This is a genomic window from Kitasatospora sp. NBC_01560 (assembly GCF_045208415.1).
GTDB lineage: Bacteria > Actinomycetota > Actinomycetes > Streptomycetales > Streptomycetaceae > Kitasatospora.
In genome coordinates, this window is sequence record NZ_CP109364.1 from 967,872 (window position 1) to 987,068 (window position 19,197).

Annotated in this window: 10 protein-coding genes; 7 read left to right on the forward strand and 3 right to left on the reverse strand. The window is 75.8% G+C overall.

Translation table 11 applies throughout. The features are described from left to right. Positions 1-11 precede the first annotated feature (11 nt). Together OH807_RS04220 and OH807_RS04225 are read left to right on the forward strand one after the other, a co-directional pair. On the forward strand, positions 12-5,675 hold the full coding sequence (locus OH807_RS04220; RefSeq protein ID WP_406194016.1) for an amino acid adenylation domain-containing protein: 5,664 nt from the start codon (positions 12-14) through the stop codon (positions 5,673-5,675). Beyond that, positions 5,672-8,920: an amino acid adenylation domain-containing protein gene (locus tag OH807_RS04225; RefSeq protein WP_406194018.1), complete on the forward strand. Its 3,249-nt coding sequence runs from the start codon at positions 5,672-5,674 to the stop codon at positions 8,918-8,920. The genes OH807_RS04220 and OH807_RS04225 overlap by 4 nt, the downstream gene beginning before the upstream one ends. A gap of 11 nt (positions 8,921-8,931) precedes the next feature. Here OH807_RS04225 and OH807_RS04230 read toward each other — a convergent pair whose 3' ends face one another. Continuing rightward, on the reverse strand, positions 8,932-9,546 hold the full coding sequence (locus tag OH807_RS04230) for a TetR/AcrR family transcriptional regulator (protein ID WP_406194020.1): 615 nt from the start codon (positions 9,544-9,546) through the stop codon (positions 8,932-8,934). Positions 9,547-9,619: 73 nt separating this feature from the next. Between OH807_RS04230 and OH807_RS04235 the strand changes: the two genes are divergently transcribed. Then, on the forward strand, positions 9,620-10,519 hold the full coding sequence (locus tag OH807_RS04235) for an alpha/beta fold hydrolase (RefSeq protein ID WP_406194022.1): 900 nt from the start codon (positions 9,620-9,622) through the stop codon (positions 10,517-10,519). Between the two features lie 61 nt (positions 10,520-10,580). Here the strand turns inward: OH807_RS04235 and OH807_RS04240 are convergent, their stop codons facing one another. Beyond that, the gene (locus tag OH807_RS04240; protein ID WP_406210686.1) at positions 10,581-13,778 is read right to left on the reverse strand and encodes an AMP-binding protein; all 3,198 of its coding nucleotides are present in this window, start codon (positions 13,776-13,778) and stop codon (positions 10,581-10,583) included. Between the two features lie 233 nt (positions 13,779-14,011). On the opposite strand from OH807_RS04240, the gene OH807_RS04245 reads away from it, so the two are divergent. Both OH807_RS04245 and OH807_RS04250 read left to right on the forward strand, forming a co-directional pair. Continuing rightward, on the forward strand, positions 14,012-14,281 hold the full coding sequence (locus tag OH807_RS04245) for a GlsB/YeaQ/YmgE family stress response membrane protein (RefSeq protein WP_406194024.1): 270 nt from the start codon (positions 14,012-14,014) through the stop codon (positions 14,279-14,281). A gap of 85 nt (positions 14,282-14,366) precedes the next feature. Further along, positions 14,367-14,723 carry a hypothetical protein gene (locus OH807_RS04250; RefSeq protein WP_406194026.1) on the forward strand — a complete coding sequence of 119 codons (357 nt, stop codon included), beginning with the start codon at positions 14,367-14,369 and terminating at the stop codon, positions 14,721-14,723. Positions 14,724-14,733: 10 nt separating this feature from the next. On the opposite strand, the gene OH807_RS04255 is transcribed toward OH807_RS04250, so the two are convergent. Then, a complete protein-coding gene (locus tag OH807_RS04255; protein WP_406194028.1) occupies positions 14,734-16,713 on the reverse strand; it encodes an amino acid transporter in 1,980 nt (659 codons plus the stop codon). A 291-nt stretch (positions 16,714-17,004) separates the two neighbouring features. Between OH807_RS04255 and OH807_RS04260 the strand changes: the two genes are divergently transcribed. After that, positions 17,005-17,745, forward strand: a complete 741-nt coding sequence (locus OH807_RS04260; RefSeq protein WP_406194030.1) for a polyprenol monophosphomannose synthase — start codon at positions 17,005-17,007, stop codon at positions 17,743-17,745. A gap of 115 nt (positions 17,746-17,860) precedes the next feature. After that, on the forward strand, positions 17,861-19,117 hold the full coding sequence (locus OH807_RS04265; RefSeq protein ID WP_406194032.1) for an FUSC family protein: 1,257 nt from the start codon (positions 17,861-17,863) through the stop codon (positions 19,115-19,117). Positions 19,118-19,197 lie beyond the last annotated feature (80 nt).

Genomic DNA, 19,197 nt, shown 5'->3' on the forward strand with positions numbered 1-19,197 from the left:
ATGGAACACCGATGACCGACATCCAGGCCCCTGCGGCCGGGCTCTCCGCGACCAAGCGCGCCCTGCTCTCCCAGCGCCTGCGCACCGCCGCGGCCCCCGCCAGAACCGTCCCCGCCCGACCGCCCGGGACGCCGCCGCCGCTCTCCTCCGGCCAGGAACGGCTCTGGTTCATGGACCAGTTCGCCCCGGGCTCCACCGCCTACGCCCTCGCACCGGCCCGCCGGCTGCGCGGCCCGCTCGACCGGGACGCGCTCGACGCCGCCCTGACCGACCTGGTCGCCCGGCACGAGGCCCTGCGGATGACCTTCCCGAGCACCCCCGAGGGCACCGCGGACGTCCGGGTCGCCGAGCCCGCTCCCTTCTCGGCCCGCTACCTCGACGCCACCGGTGAGCCGGACCCGGCCCGCCGCGCCTCCGCCGAGCTGGGCGCCCTGGTCGGCGAACCGTTCGACCTCGCCGCCGGACCGCTGCTGCGCGCCCTGCTCGTCCGCACCGCGCCCGAGGAGCACGTCCTCGCCCTGGTCATGCACCACATCGTCAGCGACGGCTGGTCACTCGACATCCTGCACCGCGAGCTCGACGCGCTGTACGCCCGGCACGCCCACGGCACCCCGGACGGGCTGGCGGCGCCGGCGGTCCGCTTCGGCGACTACGCGTGCTGGCAGCGCGAGCGGCTGACCGGCGGCGCACTGGCCGACTCCCGCGCGTACTGGCGCGAGGCGCTGCGGGGCGTCCCCGCACTGGACCTGCCCACCGACCGGCCCCGCCCGCCGGTGCTCACCTTCGACGGCGCCGCCCTGGAGTTCCACTGGGACGCCGGGCTCGGCCGCGGCGTCGCCGACCTGGCCCGCGGCGCGAACGCCTCCGCGTACATGGTGCTGATGGCGGCCCTGCAGACGCTGCTCGGCCGGCACGCCGGGCGGCGGGACTTCGCGATCGGCTCCGCGGTCGCCGGCCGGCTCCACCGCGAACTGGAGGACGTCGTCGGCCTGTTCGTCAACATGCTGCCGATCCGGGCCCGGCTGGACGGCGACCCGACCTTCACCGAGCTGCTCGGCAGGGTCCGCGGAACCACCCTCGACGCGTACACCCACCAGGAGGTGCCGTTCGAGCAGATGGTGGCCGACCTGGAGATCGAACGCGACGTCAGCCGGTCCGCCGTCTTCCAGGTCAGCTTCGCCTTCCAGAACTACGGTGACCGCGGCGCCGGGCCCGGGCCCGGCGCGCTGGCCGGCGAGAGCTTCGGCCACGAGACCGCCACCACCCGCACCGACCTCGCCCTCTACATGCGGGAGAAGACCGACGGCGGCCTGTACGGCCTGCTCACCTACCGCACCGACCTGTTCGACGCCGCCACCGTGCGACGGCTGGTGGAGCGCTTCGAACTGCTGGTGGCCGCCGCCGTCGCCGATCCGGCCCGCCCCGTCTCCCGGCTGCCGCTGCTCACCCCCGGCGAACGCCAGGACGTGCTGGAACACTGGGCCGCCGGCCCCGCCCTGCCCGACCCGGCGGCCGGCCCGCGTACCCTCACCGCCCTGCTCGCCGACGCCGCGCGCGCCCACCCGGACCGCCCGGCGCTGGTCGCCGGTGAGCGCACCGTCCGCTACCGCGAGCTGGAGCAGCGGGCCACCGCCCTGGCCCGCCGGCTGCGCGCGCTCGGCGTCCGCCCGGACGACCGGGTGGCGGTCTGCCTGGAGCAGTCGCCCGACCTCGCGGTCGCGCTGGTCGGCGTGCTCAAGGCCGGCGGCGCCTACCTCCCGCTCGACCCGGAGCAGCCGCCCGCGCGGCTCGGCCACCTGCTCGCCGACGCCGGGGTGCAGGTCCTGATCACCGACCCGGTGCTGCGCGAGCGCCTCCCCGGTCACACCGGAGCGGTCCTGCTGCTCGACCCCGACCCGGCCGGCACCGGCGCCGTCGAGCCCGGCCCCCCGGAGACCGACGCGGACCAGCTGCCGGAGGCCTCCGGCGCCGACCACCTCGCCTACGTCATCTACACCTCGGGCTCCACCGGCACCCCCAAGGGCGTCGCCGTCCAGCACCGCCAGATCCTCAACTACCTGGCCGGCGTGCGGGAACGGCTGCGGATCGAACCCGGCGCCGGCTACGGGCTGCTGCAGTCGCTCGCCTTCGACTTCAGCCTCACCATGCTCTACCTCGCCCTGAGCACCGGCGGCCGCGTCCACCTGCTGCCGCGCCGGATCGCGGGCGCCGAACTCGCCGAGCAGATCGAGACGCTGGAGCTCGACTACCTCAAGATGACCCCGTCCCACCTGGCCGCGTTGAGCGCCGACGCGCCGCCGGAGCGGCTGCTGCCCCGCCGCGCCCTCGTGCTCGGCGGCGAGGCGTCCGCGCTGGCCTGGGCCGCCGAGCTGGCCGCCCTCGGCCGCTGCGCCGTCTTCAACCACTACGGCCCGACCGAGGCCACCGTCGGCGTCACCGTCCACGAGGTCACCGCCGCGGACGCCGGGCCCGGCAGCACCCCCATCGGCACCCCGCTCGCCGGCGCCCGCTGCCACGTGCTGGACGAGGCGCTCCAGCCGGTGCCGCCGGGCGTCACCGGTGAGCTCCACCTCGGCGGCGACCGCCTCGCCCGCGGCTACCTGGGCCGCCCCGACCTCACCGCCGAACGGTTTCTCGACGACCCCTTCGGCGCGCCCGGCGACCGCCTCTACCGCACCGGCGACCTCGCCCGCTGGCGGCCCGACGGCACTCTCGACTACCTGGGCCGCGCCGACGACCAGATCAAGGTACGCGGCTACCGGGTGGAGCCCGGCGAGATCGAGGCCGCCCTCACCGCGCTGCCCGGAGTCACCCAGGCCCTGGTGCTGGCCCGCGGCGAGGGGCTGCGGCAGACCCTGGTCGCCTACCTGGAACACCCCGGTGACGGCCCGGCGCCCGCCGCCGCGGAGCTGCGCGACACACTCGCCGAGGTGCTGCCCGACTACATGGTCCCGGCCCGCTACGTGGTGCTCGACCGGCTGCCCCTGCTGGCCCACGGCAAGGTGGACCGCGCGGCACTGCCCGAGCCGGAGGACACCGTCGCGGCCGGCGAGTACGTCGAACCGGAGGGCGAGGCCGAGCAGTTCCTCGCCACGCTCTGGGCCGACCTGCTGGACGTCCCCCGGGTCGGTGCCCAGGACGACTTCTTCGAGCTCGGCGGCCACTCGCTGCTCGCCACCCAGGTGGTCGCCAGGCTGCGCCGGGCCTTCCCCGAACTCCCAGCCCCCGTCGGGGTGATGGACCTCTTCAAGTACCCCACCGTGCGCCGCCTCGCCGGCCTGCTCACCGACCCGCACGCCGACCGCGGCCCGCGCCGGCTACTGCACCGGCTCACCCCGGCCGGCCGGCGGACCACCGGCAGTATCGTCTGCACCCCGTACGGCGGCGGCAGCGCGCTGATCTACAAGCCGCTCGCCGACGCGCTGCCCGCCGACTGGGCCCTGCACTCGGTCGGCGTGCCCGGCCACGAGCTGGGCGAGGAGGCGATGGACATCGACGAGGTGGCCGCGATCTGCGCCCGGGAGATCGTCGACACCGTCGAGGGCCGGATCGTCCTCTACGGCCACTGCGGCGTGGGGGTGCGGCTCGCGGTCGAGATCGCCCGCCGGGTCGAGGCGGCCGGGCGCGAGATCGACGCCGTCCACCTCGGCGGCATCTTCCCGTTCGCCCGGCCCGCCGGGCGCGGCGCGGCCGTCGGCGAGTGGTGGGCGCAGACCGCCGACCGGCTGCGCAGCGACCAGGGCATGATCAACGCCCTGGCGGCGGCCGGCCTGGACACCGACGAGGTCGGCACCGATCAGCTGCGGCTGATGGTCCGCAACCGTCGGGTCGGCACCAAGGAGGCCGAACGGTACTTCACCCGGCTGTTCGAGAGCGAGGACGGCCGGATCGCCGCGCCGGTCATCGCCGTCTGCGGCGACCGGGATCCGGCCACCGAGTTCTACCAGGAGCGGTTCCGCGAGTGGCACCGGCTCAGCGACACCACCGGAGTCGTCGTGCTCGACGAGGCCGGGCACTTCTACCTCAAGTACCGGGCCGCGGAGCTGGCCGCCGTCCTCACCACCGTGCACCGCTCGGTCGCGGCCGGCGAGGAGGAGCGGCACCACCGCACCGAGGGCGCCACCTGGTGGCTGGCCGGGCTCTCCCGCGGCGCCGGTGCGCAGCCGGCCCCGGACGGCCCGCCCCCGGTGCGCCCGACCATGCGGCGCTTCCTCGGGGTCGCCGCCGGGCAGCAGATCTCGATGATCGGCTCCGCGCTCACCGAGTTCGCCCTGCCGGTCTGGATCTACCTGAGCACCGGCTCGCTCGCCCAGTTCGGCCTGCTGGCCGCCTGCGGCCTGGTACCCGGCATCCTCACCGCGCCGGTCGCCGGCGCCCTGGTGGACCGCGGCGACCGGCGCCGGATCATGCTCGGCGGCGACGTCGCGGCCGGCCTCACCCAGGCGGTGATGCTGCTGCTGTACCTGACCGGCACTCTGGAGGTGTGGCACGCCTACGTGCTGATCGCGGTGCTCTCCACGGCGCTGACCTTCCAGCGGCTGGCCTGGAACTCGGCCGTGCCGCAGCTCGTCCCGAAGCGGTTCCTCGGCCGGGCCAACGGCGTCGTCCAGATGGCCTTCGGGCTGGGCCAGTTCCTGGTACCGCTGTTCGCGGTGGGCCTGCTGTCGGCGCTCGGGCTCGGCGGCATCCTCGCCCTGGACGTCGCCAGCTACGTGGTGGCGACCGGGGTCACGCTGGCCGTGCGGTTCCCGGACGTGATGGCCGCCCGCCGGCGGGAGAGCGTCGCCGTCGAGATCAGGGCCGGGTTCCGACGCGCGCTCGGCAGCCGGCACTTCCGCGCGATGCTGCTGTTCTTCGCCGTCCTGAACATCTTCCTCTCCCCGCTGTTCCTGCTCACCACCCCGCTGGTGCTCTCCTTCGCCCCGCTCGCGGCGGCCGGCTGGGTCTCCGTCGCGGCCGGCCTCGGCGCCGTACTGGGCGGCCTGACGCTGCTCGTCTGGGGCGGGCCGCGGCGGCTGCGGCTGCGCGGGGTGCTGCTGGCGACCCTCGGGCTGGCCGCCGCCTGCCTGGTGACGGGGCTGCGCCCGTCGGTCGGCCCGGTGGCGCTCGGCGCCTTCGGCATGGCGTACGGGCTGGCGCTGGTCAACGGCGTCTACGCGACGATCGTGCAGACCAAGGTGCCGCTGCGGTTCCACGGCCGGGTGATCGCGGTGAACACCATGGTCGCCTGGTCCACCCTGCCGCTCGGTTTCGCCGTGGTGGCCCCGTTCGGGCCCCGGCTGGTCCAGCCGTGGGTGGACGAGGGCGGGGCGCTGGCCGACTCCGTCGGGCGCCTGATCGGCACCGGCGAGGGGCGCGGCATCGGCCTGCTCTACCTGCTGTTCGGGCTCGCCATGGCGCTGCTGGTGCTGGCCTGCCTGGCCGTCCCGGCGCTGCGCCACTTCGACCGCGACGTCCCCGACGCGGAGCCCGACGACCTGGTCGGCCTCGCCGCGCTCGGGGCGCGCGCCGCCACGCCCGCGGCACCCGGCACCGGCGGGACCGCCGCCACGCCCGCCGCCACCACCGCCGGCACCACGGACACCACCGCCGTCGCCGGCGCCACGGACACCACCGCCCCTGCCACTGCCACCACCGCCGAGCACCGAACCGGAACCGAGGCCGCCCTCCGATGACCACCGCCGACCCGACCCAGCCCGCCCGCGGCACCGAGGCCACCCACCCGCTCACCGAGGAGCAGCGGCGGCTCTGGTTCCTCCAGCAGCTCCAGCCCGCCGACGCCGGCTTCAACATGTACCTGTGCCGCCGCTGGAGCGGCCCGCTCGACCGGGGCGCGCTGCGCGCCGCACTGTCCGGGCTGGCCGCCCGGCACGAGACGCTGCGCACCCGCTTCGCCCTGGACGGCGAGACGCCCGTCCAGCTGGTCGAGCCGCCCGCCGCCGTCCCGCTCGACGTCGTCGAGCTGGCGCCCGGCGCCTCCGAGCAGGACTTCACCGACGCCTGCCGCCCGGCGGTGAACGCGCCGTTCGACCTCGCGCGGCGCCCGCCGCTGCGCGCCGTCCTGGTCTCCTCGGGCCCGGACGAGCACGCCCTCGCCGTGGTGATGCACCACATCGTCGCGGACGGCTGGTCGTTCCGGATCCTCTGGCGCGAACTGCTCGCGCTGTACCGGGCGGAGACCGGCGGGGCGCCGGCCGGCCTGGCGCCGCTCGCGCTGCGCTACGGCGACGTCGCCCGCGCCGAGCAGGAGCGCGCGGCCGCCGGCGGCGCCGAGGCGTCCTTCCGGTACTGGGCGGAACGGCTGGCCGGCACCGGGCGGCTGCGGCTGCCGCTCGACCACCCCCGGCCCGTGGAGCCGGCGCACCCCGCGGGCTTCGCCGAGGTGGCGCTCGGGCCCGAACTGACCGCTGCCCTGGACGGGTTGTCCCGGCGGGAGCGCTGCACCCCGTTCATGGTGCTGCTGGCCGCCTACCAGTGCGTGCTGGCCCGGTGGACGGGCACCACCGACTTCCTGGTCGGCACCCCGCTGGCGGGCCGGACGGAGGCCGCCCAGGAGGGCCTGGTCGGCTACTTCGCCCGGACCGGGATCATCCGCGCCGACCTCACCGGCGAGCCGGACTTCCGGACCGTCCTGCACCGCACCCGGGCCGCCACGCTGGGCGCACTGAGCCACCAGGACGTGCCGGTCGAGCGGCTCGCCGCGCACCTGGGCCTGCCCGCCGAGGCCGGGTCGGCACCGCTCTACCAGGCGGTGTTCGTCCACCAGAGCCAGTACGACCTGGCCGACGGCAGCGGCGGCCAGGAGCTGCCGGACGGCGTCCGCACCAGCTCGATGGACTCCGGCTTCGAACGCGCCAAGACCGATCTGCTGCTGGACAGCTGGCGCACCCCCGACGGCGGGCTGACGCTCTCCTTCTCCTTCGACCGTGAACTCCTCGACGAGGCCACCGTGGTCGCGCTCGGCGCCCGCTGCCGGGCCCTGCTCACCGCCGTCGTGGCCGACCCCGGGCTGCCGCTGCACGGCGACTGGCTGATCGGGGCGGCGGAGCGGGCCGAGCTGCTGGCGCTGGGCTCCGGCCCGGTGCCCGCCGCGGCCGCGCCGCCCGTCCTGGCGCGGTTCGCGGCGCAGGCCGCCGGGACGCCCGCCGCCCCGGCGCTGGAGTGTGACGGACGCACCCTGTCCTACGCCGAACTGGACCGGCTCTCCACCGAACTGGCCGGCCGGCTGGGCCCGGTGGCCGGGCAGCTGGTGGCGGTGCGGCTGGCACCGTCCTTCGACCTGGTGGTGGCGCTGCTGGCGGTCTGGAAGGCCGGCGCCGGCTACCTGCCGCTCGACCCGGCCCACCCGGCGGAGCGGCGCCGGCTGATGCTCCGCGAGTCGGGCGCCGTCCTGCTGCTGACCGACCGGGCCGACGACGCCGACGGCGGCGACGGCACCGGCCAGGTCGGCGACGACGACGTGAGCGGAGGCGAGGGCGAGGGCGGGGGCGAGGGCGAGGGTGAGGGCCTGCGGATCGTCCCGGCCGCCGATCCCTCGCCCGGCGACGACCGGGCCGGCCTCGCCTACGTCCTGCACACCTCCGGCTCGACGGGTACGCCCAAGGCGGTGGCCGTCGGCCACGAGGCGCTCGCCGCCCGGGTCGACTGGATGGCCGGGCCGGACGGCTACCGGCTGGCGCCGGGCGACCGCATCGTCCAGTTCGCCTCGATCGGCTTCGACACCCACGCCGAGGAGCTCTGGCCCGCGCTGGCCGCCGGCGCCTGCGTGGTGCTGCTCCCCGGCGGCGGCCGGACGCTGCCCGACCTGCTCCGCGGCCGGCACGGCCCCTCCGTCACGGTGCTCGACCTGCCGACCGCCTACTGGGAGGAGCTGGTCTCGCTCGACGACCGGACGCCGTGGCCGGCCGCCCTGCGGCTCGTGGTGCTCGGCGGCTCCGAGGCCCGCTCCGAGGCCGTCGCCCGCTGGCGGGACCGGCACGGCGACACCGTCCGGCTGGTCAACACCTACGGCCCGACGGAGGCCACCGTCATCGTCACCGCGGCCGACCTCGGCGCCCCGGACGCCGCCCGGCGCCCGCCGCTCGGCCGGCCGCTGCCCGGCGTGCGGCTGTACGTGCTGGACGAGCGCGGCGCCCTGCTGCCGCGCGGCGCGGAGGGCGAGCTGTCGATCGGCGGCGCCAGCCTCGCCCGCGGCTACCTCGGCCGCCCCGACCTCACCGACGCCGTGTTCCGTCCGGACGCGTTCGCCGGGGGCCGGCTCTACCGCACCGGCGACCGGGCCCGGTGGCGCACCGACGGCCGGCTGGAGTACCTGGGCCGCACCGACGAGCAGGTCAAGCTGCGCGGGTACCGGATCGAACCGGCCGAGATCGAGGCCGCCCTGACCGTCCGTCCCGACATCGCCCGGGCCGCCGCCGTCGTTCTCGGCGGCCGCCGGCTGGTCGCCTACGCCGTCCCCGCCGCCGGTGCCGCCCCGGCCCCGGCCGCCCTGCGCGAGCACCTCGCCCGTCGGCTGCCCGCGTACGCCGTCCCGGACACCGTCGTCCTGCTCGACCGCCTGCCGCTGACGCTGAACGGCAAGCTGGACACCGCCGCCCTCCCCGAACCGGAGCCCGTCGCCGCCCACGCCTACCTCGCTCCCCGCACCGACGCGGAGCACTTCGTCACCGACCTCTGGCAGGAAGTCCTGGGCCGCCCCCGGATCGGCGTCCTCGACGACTTCTTCGAGCTCGGCGGGGACTCGCTCCTGGTGACGAGGGTCGTCGCCCGGATCCGCGCCGGCGCCGGGCTGGACGTCCCGATCCGCGACGCCTTCGAACTCACCACGGCGGCCGCCCTCGCCGCCCGCGTCGAGGAGCTGCTGATCGCCGAGATCGACGCCCTCAGCGAGGACGAGGCCGCCGACCGGCTGACCGGCTGACCCCGGCACGGTCAGGCGGCCGCCGCGCCGGGGAAGACCCGGCCGAGGTGGTAGTGCAGGACGGCGGTCGCTTCGGCCGCCGTCCGCCGGCCGAGCAGCACACTGAGGCCGAGTCCGGCGGAGACGGCCAGCAGGACGACGGCCTCCTGCCGGGCGTCCAGGTGCGGGTCGGTGTCGCCGGCCCGTTGGGCGGCGGTCAGCCGGTCGGCCAGGAAGTCCTCCATCTCGTTGGGCGCCGCGAGGAACGACGGGCCGGCGAGTGCGGGGTCGGTGACGGAGAGCACCGCGTACTCGGTGTACACGAGGTGGAAGGTCCGGCTCTCCTCGTCAGTCGGCACGGCTTCGAGCAGGACCGCCTCGACGATGTCGCGCGGGGCCGGGGAGGGCCCGGCCGCCCTGGCCCGGTCGCGGACCCGCTCGCCCATGCGCACGGCCAGCCGGGTCATCGCCGCGAGCAGGAGCTGTTCCTTGGTGTCGAAGTAGTACTGCACGAGCCGCACCGAGACGCCCGCCTCGACCGCGACCGACCTCATGGTGACGGCGTGCAGTCCGGTGGCCGCCGCCGCGCGCAGCAGGGCGTCGACGATGTGGGCCCGCCGCTCCTCGTGATCCACCAGTTTCGGCATCGGGTTCCCTTCGATTATTTTTATGGTACACACATACCATCAAGTCCTGCTGTTTCGTGCACCGGGAGGGACCATGACCAGGACCAGCGTCGGACGCTTCGTCAGCGCGGAGGCCCGAGCGAAGTTCCTTGAGGCATACGACCGGGCGATGGAGCTGTGGCCGGGCCCCCGCCGGGAGCTCGACGTCGAGACCTCCTACGGCACCGTCCACGTCCACCACTACGGGCCGCCGACCGGCGAACCGGTCGTGCTGCTGCACGGCCACGCCGGGCACGCGTCCAACTGGTACCCACAGATCGCCGCGCTCGGCGAGCACCACCCGGTCTACGCGATCGACACGCTGGACGACCCGGGCCGCAGCGTGCAACGCGTGGTCGCGGCCGGGTCCGCGGAGAACGCCGGCTGGCTCGACGAGGTCTTCGCCGGTCTCGGGCTGGAGCGGATCCACCTGGTCGGCGTCTCCTACGGCGGCTGGCTGGCCCTCAACCAGGCCGTCCACGCCCCCGGGCGCCTCGCCTCGATCGCGCCGCTGGACCCGGGCGGGATCGAGAAGGTCCCCGCCCGGTTCTACGCGCACATGGTCGGCGGCCTGCTCGGGATGCTCGCCCCGCGGCCGCTGCGCCCGGCGCTGGGACGCCTGCTCGCCAACCCCGCGCTCGGCTCGCCGCCCGAGATGATCGCGCCGCTGATGCTGGGCATGCGGACGTACCGGCCGAACGCCCGCCCCGCCGCCCCGCCGTTCACCGACGAGGAGCTGGGCTCCGTCCGGCTGCCCGTCCTCGTCCTGCTGGGCGCCCGCAGCGCCCTCCTCCGGCCGCGCCAGGCCCTCGCGCGGGTCACCGCGCTGATCCCGGGGGTCCGCGCCGAGATCGTGCGGCGGGCCGGCCACGGGCTCAACCTGGAGCGTCCGGACGTGGTCAACGACCGCCTGCTCGGGTTCGTCGCCTCCTGCCGGCAGGACGCCCGGAGCTGAGCGGAGGCCTGCCGCGAGAGGCCGGGTGCCCGCCGGGCCCGCCCCGGCGGGCACCCCGCGGTCAGGTGCCGGCGGCTTCGGCCAGGCGCGCCTCCAGGTCGGCGGCCAGCGCCTCGACGGCCGCCGCCGTGAAGGCGTGTTCGTTGTAGCGGAGCCAGCAGACCAGGCTGCCGTCGGGCTGCTCGGTGGCCGCCAGCTCGGGGACGTGGCGGTCGCCGCCGGGCAGCGGGTAGGGGACGGTCGCGCTGCGCGGGACCTCCCAGGCCGTGCAGGCCAGGCCGGGCAGCTGCGCGGGGGCGTTCCAGCTCTCGTAGCGGAGCCAGGCGGCGAACGGCACCTGCGGGCTGAACTCGGCGAACGGGTACAGCTGGTGGTCCAGCGCGGCCGTGGAGGTGTCGCGGACGCGGGCGAGCAGCTCGGCGAAGCCGGGCCCGCCCGAGGCGTCGATCCGCAGCAGCAGTGACTGGACGAAGCAGCCCACGGCCCGCTCCGCCGCCGGGTCGGTCCGGCCCGGCACCGGGGTCATCAGCACCAGGTCGGGCCGGCCGCTGCGGTCGGCGAGCAGTCCCAGCCAGACGGCCGCCAGCGCCTGGAACGGGGTCGCGCCGGCCTCCGCGGCCCGCGCGCGGAGCGCCTCGGCCCGCGCGGGCGGGACGGCGATCCGGCGGGCCGCACTCAGCACCGTCTCGGTGTCACGGCGGCCCGGGAACGGGTCCACCGCCTCGGGCGCGCCGGCCAGGGTACGGGCGAAGTGCGCGCGGGAGTCCGGCCAGTGGGCGTTCGCCCGGGCGACCAGGTCGGCGTACTCCGGCCCCGGCCCCGGCCGCGGCGCCGGGGCGGGCCGGCCGCGCCGCAACGCCGAGTAGAGGACGCCGAGTTCGCGCAGCAGCACGCCGACCGACCAGCCGTCGGCGACGATGTGGTGCACCGCGAGCAGCACCGCGTGGTCGTCCGGGCCCCGGGTGACGACCGCGAGGCGGGCCATCGGCCCCTCGGCGACGTCGGTGAGCTTGTCCCGGACGGCGACCAGCCGGGCCGACACCTCGTCGTCGGTCTCGCCCGGGGCCTCGGCGAGCACGACCTCGGCAGCGGGCTCCGCGTCGACCACCGCGCGCCGCACGCCCGGCTGCACTGCGCCCGGCACCGGGACGAACCGCGTCCGCAGCGCCGGGTGGCGGCGCACGGCCTCGTGCAGCGCCTCGGCCAGCAGGTCGGTGCGCAGCGGTTCGGTGACCCGGAACATCACGGCCACCGAGCCGACGTTGCGCCCCTCGGCCTCGGCCGTCCAGCGCAGGAAGTTCTCCTGCTGCGAGGTGAGCGGCACGTCGTGCGGCTGGGCACGCAGCTCCCGGAGGAAGGCGGAGACGTCCGCCCCGGCGCCGGGGCGGGGCGGCCCGGCCGCGGCCGGCGGGGCGTCCTCGATCCAGGCCGCCTGCGCGCGGAGCGAGGGACGCTCGAAGACCAGGGCGGTGCGGGCGGTGACGCCGAACTCGGCGGAGATCGCGGCGGCCAGCTGGACGGCGCGGAAGGAGTCGCCGCCGAGGGCGAAGAACTCGTCCTCCACCGCATGGACGGGGCGGCCCAGGACGCGCCGCCAGAGCCCGGCCAGCGCGACCTCGCGGTCGGTGGCGGGCGGGGTGCCGGGGGCGACGCGGCCGGCGGCCGGTTCGGTGAACCGGGCGCGCAGTTCGTGCTTGAGCACCTTGCCGCTGGGGTTGCGCGGCAGCCGGTCGGTGAGCAGGATCCGCACCGGCAGTTCGGCCCGTCCGAGCCGGGCACTGAGGAAGAGCCGCAGCTCGTCGACGTCCAGGCCGCCGGCGGCGGGCACCACGGCGGCGACCGGCACGGCGCCCATCACCGGGTGCGGGACGCCCAGGGCCGCGGCGTCCGCGACCCCGGGGTGGGCGTGCAGCACGTCCTCGATCCGCAGCGTGGAGACCTTCAGCGCGCCGGACTTGATGACGTCGCTCTCCCGGTCGACCAGGTACAGGTAGCCGTCGGCGTCGAGCCGCCCGAGGTCCCCCATCCGCACCCAGCCGTCCCGGAAGACCGCCGCCGACTCCGCGGCCCCGGCCACGTAGCCGCGCGGCGGCCCGGGCTGGCGCAGCCAGACCTCGCCGGCCTCGCCGGTGGCCACCGGCGCGCCGTCGGGGCCGAGCAGCCGCAGGTCGGCCGGGTTGGCGGGGCGGCCGACCGAGCCGGGCCGGCGGGCGTCCACGACGGCGGATATCTGGGCGGGCGAGGCCTCGGCGGAGGTGTAGGTGTTGACCACGGTCGCGCCGGGCAGGGCCGCGGCCAGCGCCGTCGCGACGGGGGCCGGCAGGGCGGCGGCGGAGGAGCTGACCAGCAGCACGCTGCCCAGGTCGCGCCGGGCGGCGACGCCCGAGTTGAGCAGTTCCACGGCCATCGACGGCACCAGGAAGACGGTGCCGGCGCGGTGCTCCTCGACCACCCGGCCGAACTCCTCGGCCTCGAACCGCGGCAGGCAGATCGTCGCGGGGGCCGCGACGAGCGCGTTGACCAGCACGACCTGCGCGGCGTTGGTGCCGATCGGGAAGGCGTGCACGGCGTGCGCCGAGTGGGCGTAGGGGCGCGGGCGGGGGTCGAGGACGTGGCCGGCGGTGAGGCTGGCATGGGCGGCCTGCACACCCTTGGGCGCCCCGGTGGTGCCGGAGGTGCCGATCACCTGGGCGAGGTCGTCGGGGCCGGGCCGGTGCGGCGGGTGGTCCGGCGTGCCGGGCGCGGCCTCCAGGTCGGCGAGCAGCAGGGCGGGGACGCCGGCCGCGGCGGCCCGGGCGTCGCCCGCACCGCCGGCCACCGCGTGGCCCGCTCCGCTCGCCGCCGCGAGCCGGGCGGTGTCCTCGGCCCCGAGGTCCTCGCGGACGACGACGCCGGCCGCACCGGCGTAGTGGGCGGCCAGGAAGGCCACCGCGTACGCGTCCCAGGCGCGGTTGGTGAAGAGCAGAAGCACCCGGTCACCGGGGCGGACGCCCGCGCGGGCCAGTCCGTGGGCGGCCCGGACGGCGCGGTCCCGCCAGTCGCGGTACCCGAGGGACGCGCCGCCGACCAGCAGGGCGGGCCGGTCGGGGTGCCGGTGCGCCCGGTCGTCCAGCAGGTCGGGCAGCGTGAGAGGGGGGCCGGCGGTGGATCGGGTGTTGATGGTGACTCCCGGAGCATGACCAGGGGGAAGGTACCGCGGCCGAGCGGCCGGACCGGTGGTTGGTCCAGACCGTATCGGCTGGGCCGCGCCGTCCGCCAGAGCCGCCCGGCCTCTTCTCCGGCCCCCCGGGCCGGTGCTGTCGGAGTGTCACCTCCCCCTCGGGTGCCGGCCCGGCCCGCCGGGGCGCGTGCCGGTGGCGTGGCCGGGCCGGGAGGAGCACGGGCCGCGCGCGGGCCCGGGCGGAGCGGCGTCACCGCCGTCCGACGTGCCGGGGCGGGCATTCCGCGCGATCATGGGAAAACGCGCCCACGCGCCTCGAAAGGTGGAATGCGATGTTCCAGCTCCTGTGGATTCTGCTCATCGGTTTCGTGCTGGGGGTCCTGGCCAAGCTGATCCTGCGCGGCCCGCAGGCGATCCCGTGGTGGCTGACGATGCTGCTCGGTGCGGCCGGGGCATGGCTGGGCAACGCCGTCTCCGGCTGGCTGGGGGTGCGCCACACCGGGGGCATCGACTGGATCCGCCACGCGCTCCAGCTTGCCTTCGCAGTCGGCATCATCGCCCTCGTCGCCCCGGCCTGGAGCAGGTCCCACCCCAACAGATGAGCCGCGGCCGCCCGCCCGCCCGTCGGTGCCGGGTGGCAGACTCGCGCCGGGGTCCGAGGTCCGGGCCCCGGCGGAGGTGGGTTGGGTGGCTTTCTCCGGCAGTACCTGGCGCCTGCTGCGGGGCGACGAGCCGATCGGCGAGATCCACGTCGACGACGGTGACTTCCCCTGGCTGAGCGGCGGCTTCGCTCCCGCGCCCGGCTTCGCCGCGGTGCGGCCGTGGTTCGAGGAGTCCCGCGCCCTGCTGGACGCGGAGGACCACGAAGCCTTCGACCGGTCCTACGACCGGATCGCCGACGCCCTGACGCTGGTCGCGCCGGACGGCCCGGTGGCCGAGTTCCTGCTGCACATCGACGGCGGCCGGGCCTCCTTCCGCTGGTCCGACGAGCCCTTCGAGGAAGCCTCCGAGGACGCCTCCGAGGGGCCCGCCGAGGACGCCTGAGGCCCGCGCCTCAGCCGACGTGGACGCGCGGGCGGCGGTCCCGGTCCGGCTCCGCCTCCCGCAGCACCTCCCGGGTGACCGGCGCGACCTCCCCGTGGCCGAACAGGAAGAACCGCAGGAACTGCGCGAACGGGTTGCCCTCCGTCCACTCGAAGTAGATGTGCGGCTGCTGCCCCGTCCGGTCGCGGACCGTCAGCAGCAGCGCCGCCAGCGCGTTCGGCACGCTGGAGCTCTCCAGCGAGAGCACCCGGTAGCGGTCGTGCAGCACCTCGCCGCGCACCCGCAGCACGGCCTCGAACTCCGACGGGTCGAGCACGGTGACCTCGACGAAGACCAGGTCGTCCTCGGCCGGGATGTCGTTGTCCGCCCGGATCTGCCGCTTCTTCTCCTGGTACTCCACGAGGTCCCGGCTGTTCGGCTCGTTGGCGACCAGCCGCAGCGGGCGGTGCGTGTAGTCGCGGATGAACCGCCCGGCGGCCTCGTCGAACACGACGTCCGTCACCCGCAGCTCGAAGGCGCGCTTGAGCCGGGAGAGCAGCGAGAGCAGCATGATGCCGGCGATGAAGCAGGCACCGATCTTGACGCCGTCCGGCCGCTCGGCGATGTTGACCGCCGTGGTGTAGAGGAAGACCCCGGCGATCACCGCGAAGCCGATCGTCCAGTTCCGCTCCCCCGCTTTGTGGGCGGCGATGGTCACGGCGATCGCCGCCGAGCTGATCAGCACCAGCACACCGGTGGCGTACGCGCCGCCCTGGGCGTCCACGCTGGCGTCGAAGAGCCACGTCACCAGGAAGGCGATGGCGGTCAGCACCAGGACGGTCGGGCGCACCGCGCGGGCCCACTGCGGGGCCATGCCGTAGCGGGGCAGGTAGCGCGGCATCAGGTTGAGCAGCCCGGCCATGGCGGAGGCACCGGCGAACCAGAGGATCGCGATGGTGGAGAGGTCGTAGACGGTGCCGAAGGTGTTGCCGAGGTACTCGTGCGCGAGGTAGGCGAGGGCCCGGCCGTTGGCCGGCCCGCCGGGCTCGAAGGCCGCCTTCGGGATCAGCAGGGTGGTGATGAAGCTGGTGGTGATCAGGAAGACGCTCATGATCAGCGCCGCGGTGGTGAGCAGCTTGCGGGCCCCGCGGATCCGGCCGGTCGGCTGCTCCTCGGTGTCCTCAGGGTCACCCTCGATGTGCGGCATCACCGCGACGCCGGTCTCGAAGCCGGACAGGCCGAGCGCCAGTTTGGGGAAGACCACCAGGGCGACGCCGATCATGGCGACCACGTTGCCGTGCTCGGCGGTCAGCGCGGCCCGCCAGTCGCTGACCAGCTGCGGGGCCCGCAGGACTTCGTAGAGGCCGGTGGCGACGACGACCACGTTCAGCGACAGGTAGACGGCGACCAGCACGACGGCCAGGCCGATCGCCTCGCCGAAGCCCTTGAGGAAGACGGCGCCCAGCAGGGCGACCAGGATCAGCGTGATCATCACCTGCCGGCCGGTGAGGGCGCTGTGCAGGTGCGGGTTCTCCACCAGGTGGGCGGTGGCGTCGGCGGCGGACAGCGTGATGGTGATCATGAAGTCGGTGGCGGCGAAGCCCAGCAGCGCGAGGACGAACAGCTTGCCCTTCCAGAACGACAGCAGCCGCTCCAGCATCGCGATCGAGCCCTCGCCGTGCGGGCTCTCCTGCGCCACCCGCCGGTACACCGGCAGCGCGCCGAACAGCGTGACCAGCACCAGCACGATCGTCGCCACCGGCGACAGCAGCCCGGCCGCCAGGGCGGCGATGCCCGGCTGGTAGCCGAGCGTCGAGAAGTAGTCCAGACCGGTCAGGCACATCACCCGCCACCAGCGGGCGCCCCGGTGCTCGGCCGGAGGGTCGGCGTGCGGCCCGGGGTGCTGCTTTGCCCGGTCGGCCAACCCTTCGAGCAGCCACGCGCGGAAGCGCTCCCGGGCCGACGGGGCTGCCCCCGGAGCTGCCGGACGGCGCGAAGCTGACGAGCCCACGTACACCCCTGTCCACGACGCCGGCCGCCCACCCGCACACGGCCCGGACTCCTGGCCGCCGGACGGACGGCCCGGTCAGGCTATGTGACGGGGTCGGCGACGGCGCGGAACGCGATGGGCGCGCCCCGGTGCGTCGCCCGCTCGGCGCCCCGCCGGGGGCGGGCGGCCCGCACCCGGGGTACGGGCACGTACCGGCGCGGCTAGACTCGCCCGACCGAAGTGGACAACCGTCCGGCCGGGTGCGCACGCCGACGGCGCGGCCCCGGCCGCGAATCGCGCGAGGGACAGAACATGGTCGAGGCCTCCCCCAAGGTCGTTGTCGTCGTACCCACGTACAACGAACGGGAGAACCTCCCGGTCCTCGCCGGGCTGCTCGCCGACCTCCGGCTGCCCGGCCTGCACCTGCTGGTCGTCGACGACAACTCCCCCGACGGCACCGGCGCCGTCGCCGACAAGCTGGCGCTGGACTCCCCCGACACGGTCGGCGTGCTGCACCGCACCGAGAAGGACGGCCTGGGGCGGGCGTACGTCGCGGGCATGACCCGGGCCCTGGCGGAGGGCGCCGACGTCGTCGTCCAGATGGACGCCGACCTCTCGCACCCGGCCTCGGTGATCCCGGTGATGCTGGAGACCCTGCTGGCCGACGACACCGCCGTGGTGCTCGGCTCCCGCTACGTGCCGGGCGGCTCGACCGCCGAGGAGTGGCCGTGGCACCGCAAGGCGCTCTCCTCCTGGGCGAACTTCTACGTCAACACCATCCTCGGCCTCGGCGTCCGGGACGCCACCGCCGGCTTCAAGGCCTGGCGGGCGGACGCCCTGCGGGCGATCGACCTGCCCTCGGTGCACAGCAACGGGTACTCGTTCCAGGTCGAGCTGAACTACCGCGTGGTCAAGCGCGGGCTCACCGTGCGCGAGGTGCCGATCCGCTTCGAGGAGCGGGTCAAGGGCGCGTCGAAGATGAGCCTCGCGGTGCAGGTCGAGTCCGCGCTCGCGCCCTGGAAGCTGCTCCGCGACCAGCGCCGGCAGCCGTAGCGGCGGACGCGGGCAGGCGCGGCGGCGCGGCGAACGCGCCCCGGCGGCGGCACTTTCGGGTAGCTGTCCGGCGCGGTGGCGGTGTAAGCCGCCGCCGCGGGGAAAGTAGGGCGGCATGGCCCTTCTCCCGGAGTCCCTCGCGACCACGCTGCGCCGCGGCGCCCGAGAGCCCTTCGTCGTCCAGACGATCCGGGCGACCGTCGCCGCCACCCTGTCGTACGCGGTGGCCACCCAGCTGAGCAGCGAGCCCGCTCCCCTGACCGCACCGCTGACCGCGCTGCTGGTCGTCCAGGTGACCGTCTACTCGACGCTGACGACCAGCATCCGCCGGGTCAACTCGGTGGTGGTCGGGGTGCTGATCGCGATCGGGTTCAGCAGCGTGGTGGGGCTCTCCTGGTGGAGCCTCGGGCTGATCATCCTGGCCTCGCTGACCATCGGGCGGTTCGTCCGGGTGGACGAGTTCGTCCAGGAGGTGGCGATCAGCGCGATGCTCATCCTGGGCGTCTCGCAGGTCACCTCGCAGGCCTGGGACCGGGTGCTGGAGACGCTGATCGGCGCCGTCGTCGGGCTGCTGTTCAACCTGCTGTTCGCGCCGCCGGTCTGGGTGGACACCGCCGGCGAGTCGATCGAGGACCTCGCCCGGCGCGCCCGCCACCTGCTGAACGGCATCGCCGAGGAGCTGGGCCGGCCGACCCCGGTGGCCCGCGCGGCCGAGCGCCTGCACGAGGCCCGCCGGCTCGACCAGGCCATCGCGGACGTGGACGGGGCGCTGCGGCAGGCCGAGGACAGCCTGCGGCTCAACCCCCGGATCAGCGAGGGGCTGCTCTCCCGGCTGGTGCTGCGCACCGGTCTGGACACCCTGGAGATCTGCGTCGTGGTGATCCGGGTGCTCGCCCGCTCGCTCACCGACCTGGCGAAGCGGCGCGGGCCCGGCGAGCAGCTCTTCCCCGCCGAGCTCGCCGTGGCGCTGGAGGAGCTGCTGGCCCACGTCGGCGGCGCGCTGGTGAGCTTCGCGGTGCTGGTGACCACCCAGGTGAGCCGCAACGCCGAGGAGGCCGAGCGGCGGCTCGCCGCCGAGCTGGTCGCCGCCTGGGCCAGCCGGGAGAACGTCGCGCACCTGCTGCTGCAGCAGGTCCGGGAGCACCCGGAGGCCTGGCAGCTGCACGGTGCGCTGCTGGCCGAGGTGGACCGGATCCTGGACGAGCTGGACCTCGAACACCGCAGCCGGCGGCTGATGGAGGAGCTGGACCGCGCCTCGGTGGCGAACCGGGAGCGGTTCTCCCGGTTCGCCTGGCTGCGCCGCCTCGCCCGGGGCGAGCGGCTGCGGGCCGGGCGGCTGCGGCGCGCCCGGCTCCGGCGCGGGACCGGCTGAGCGCCCCGCCGTGGCGGCCGCAGCCGGGCCGCGGCCGTGCGGCCGGGACCGCCGGGGCTACCGGAGCAACCAGGGCTGCC

Excerpts from the sequence above, each read along its gene's own strand:
- OH807_RS04220 (WP_406194016.1), top strand. The coding sequence starts at position 12 with ATGACCGACATCCAGGCCCCTGCGGCCGGGCTCTCCGCGACCAAGCGC.
- OH807_RS04225 (WP_406194018.1), top strand. The coding sequence starts at position 5,672 with ATGACCACCGCCGACCCGACCCAGCCCGCCCGCGGCACCGAGGCCACC.
- OH807_RS04230 (WP_406194020.1), bottom strand. The coding sequence starts at position 9,546 with ATGCCGAAACTGGTGGATCACGAGGAGCGGCGGGCCCACATCGTCGAC.
- OH807_RS04235 (WP_406194022.1), top strand. The coding sequence starts at position 9,620 with ATGACCAGGACCAGCGTCGGACGCTTCGTCAGCGCGGAGGCCCGAGCG.
- OH807_RS04245 (WP_406194024.1), top strand. The coding sequence starts at position 14,012 with ATGTTCCAGCTCCTGTGGATTCTGCTCATCGGTTTCGTGCTGGGGGTC.
- OH807_RS04260 (WP_406194030.1), top strand. The coding sequence starts at position 17,005 with ATGGTCGAGGCCTCCCCCAAGGTCGTTGTCGTCGTACCCACGTACAAC.
- OH807_RS04265 (WP_406194032.1), top strand. The coding sequence starts at position 17,861 with ATGGCCCTTCTCCCGGAGTCCCTCGCGACCACGCTGCGCCGCGGCGCC.